Source organism: Bradyrhizobium sp. (assembly GCF_016462955.1).
GTDB lineage: Bacteria > Pseudomonadota > Alphaproteobacteria > Rhizobiales > Xanthobacteraceae > Bradyrhizobium.
In genome coordinates this window covers 1-2,065 of sequence record NZ_JAEMSD010000795.1, presented here as the reverse complement: position 1 = coordinate 2,065, position 2,065 = coordinate 1, and the positions used below count along the sequence as shown (strand labels likewise).

The window sequence follows — 2,065 nt, the reverse complement described above, 5'->3', positions numbered from 1 at the left end:
CTGCCGGTGTTTGCCGGCCCCGTCGGAGGGATTGCTCCGCTCGTCGGCCCGACAGCGGGCTACCTGTTCGGCTTCGTGCTGGCCGCCGCCGTGACCGGCTGGCTCGCCGAGCGCGGCTGGGATCGTAGCGTCGTGCTGCTGTTTGCAGCGATGGCCATTGGCCATGTCGTCATTCTTGGCGCCGGCTTCGGCTGGCTGGCATTCGGGCTTGGCCTCGGTGCCGCCAAGGCGTGGCAGGTCGGCATCGTGCCGTTCATTGCGGGCTCGCTGGTCAAGAACGCGCTCGGCGCGACCTTGATGCCGGCGGCACGCCGCATTGTCGACCGTCGCGGGTAAGAGGCGCAAAAGCGCGATGAGATTGGATCAATCGTCATCGCGCTTTGGATCGTTGCTCACGCATGATCTATACGGAAAACCGTTTCGGACTTTTCCGGATCGTGCTTTGGTCTAGAAACGTTCCGGCCGGTACGGCGTCGGATCGACCGCAGGCGTCTCGCCGCTCATCATCTCCGCGAGCAGGCGTCCGGTTGCGGGTCCGAGCGTAAAACCCTGGTGACCGTGGCCGAAGTTCATCCAGAGGCCGGGGTGGCGCGGGGCGCGGCCGAGCACCGGGAGCATGTCGGGCGTGCAGGGCCGCGTGCCGAACCACGGATCCGGCTCGACCCGCTTGCCGAGATCGATCAGCTCGCGCGCGGAGGCTTCGGCACTGGCGAGCTGCACCGGGGTCGCGAGTGCGTCCGCGCCGGTCAGCTCCGCGCCCGTGGTGATGCGGATGCCCCTGGCCATCGGACCCATGGCATAGCCACCCGTCTTGTCGATCAGCGGCAGGTCGAGCGAAGCGCCGCCGCTGTAGTGCATGTGGTAGCCGCGCTTGCGCACGAGCGGAATGCGATAGCCGAATTTGTGGAGGAGATCGGGCGACCACGGCCCGAGCGTCACGACGGCGTTTGGCGCGTCGATGCGGCCTTGGTCGGTGTCGACCGACCAGCCGGTCGCAGTCTGTCGCAGCGACTGCGCATCGCCGAGCAAGATCCTGCCGCCGAGACGCTCGAACAACTCGGCATAGGCCGTGACCAGCGCGCCGGGATCGGACACCGTCCAGGTGTCGAGCCAGTGGATCGCTCCCGGAAGATCGTCGCGCAGGATCGGCTCGGCCCTGGCCAGCTCGCTGCCCGACAGCACGCGAAAGTTTACGCCGAACTCGAGATGATCTTCCTCCGCAGCCTTGATCGAGAGATCAAGTGACGCGCGGTCGCGGTACAGCGCGCGGTAGCCGGCGCGGCGGATGAGGTTGTCGGCATGCGCCTCGCGAATGAGGATGTCGTGCTCGGTCGTCGCGTAGGCGATCAGCCGGGCCCACGCCGCGATCGCCTCGCGATGCCGCTTCGGCGCCGAATGCCACCAATAGCGGAGCAGGGGCTCCACGTGGAGGTGGAGGGAGGAGAGGCTGTAGCGCACGTCGTTGGTGCGGCCGGTCGCGATCTTCAAGAGCGAAGCGAGATCGCGCGGCATCGCATAGGGGCGTACCGCTTCCGCCTGGATCATTCCGGCATTGCCGTAGCTGGTCTCGCGGCCCGGCTCCTTGCGATCGACCAGCGTGACTGACCAGCCGCGTTTCTGCAAATGCAGCGCAGCACCCACGCCCACCATGCCGCCGCCGAGAATGATCGCGCCTTGCATCGCAGCTGACCTCACCAAATCAAAACCGCCCGGCTTGGCCGGGCGGTTTCAACTCCAATCTTCCCTTTACTCGCCGCCACCGAAACGGCGTGACCACCAGCCGGCACGTCGCGGAGCGGCCGGAGTTTCGCTGGCGGCCTCCGGTGCGGGCTCAGGTGAAGGGGCAGCAACCGCTTCGGTCGCCTGCGCCGCAGGCATTGCGGGCTCGGGCTGGCTGTTCAGCACGAAGCTCACCTTTTCGCGGACGGTCGAGCGGCGCCGCGCGGCCTTGTCGCCGGCCTCGTCTTCCGGCGCTGCGGTCGTCGTCGCGGGAGCCGGCGGCTCCGGCTCTGCTGGCGCCTCGGTTCGCATGTCGGCGCGCGACTCGGCCTGCGCGACTTGCGGC

Annotated in this window: 2 protein-coding genes and 1 pseudogene; 1 reads left to right on the top strand and 2 read right to left on the bottom strand. The window is 67.9% G+C overall.

What is annotated here, in order from left to right; translation table 11 throughout:
* Positions 1-336: biotin transporter BioY (locus JHD07_RS38500; protein WP_291631733.1), on the top strand; the 336-nt coding region annotated here is incomplete at its 5' end.
* 111 nt (positions 337-447) lie between these two features.
* On the opposite strand, the gene JHD07_RS38495 is transcribed toward JHD07_RS38500, so the two are convergent.
* Complete coding sequence (locus JHD07_RS38495; RefSeq protein WP_291631732.1) at positions 448-1,680, bottom strand: FAD-dependent oxidoreductase; 1,233 nt, start codon at positions 1,678-1,680, stop codon at positions 448-450.
* Between the two features lie 66 nt (positions 1,681-1,746).
* Positions 1,747-2,065 (bottom strand): annotated as a pseudogene (locus JHD07_RS38490) (ribonuclease E/G); the annotation flags it as partial.

Bases quoted from the DNA above. Each gene is read 5' to 3' on its own strand.
- JHD07_RS38495 (WP_291631732.1), bottom strand. From the start codon at position 1,680: ATGCAAGGCGCGATCATTCTCGGCGGCGGCATGGTGGGCGTGGGTGCT.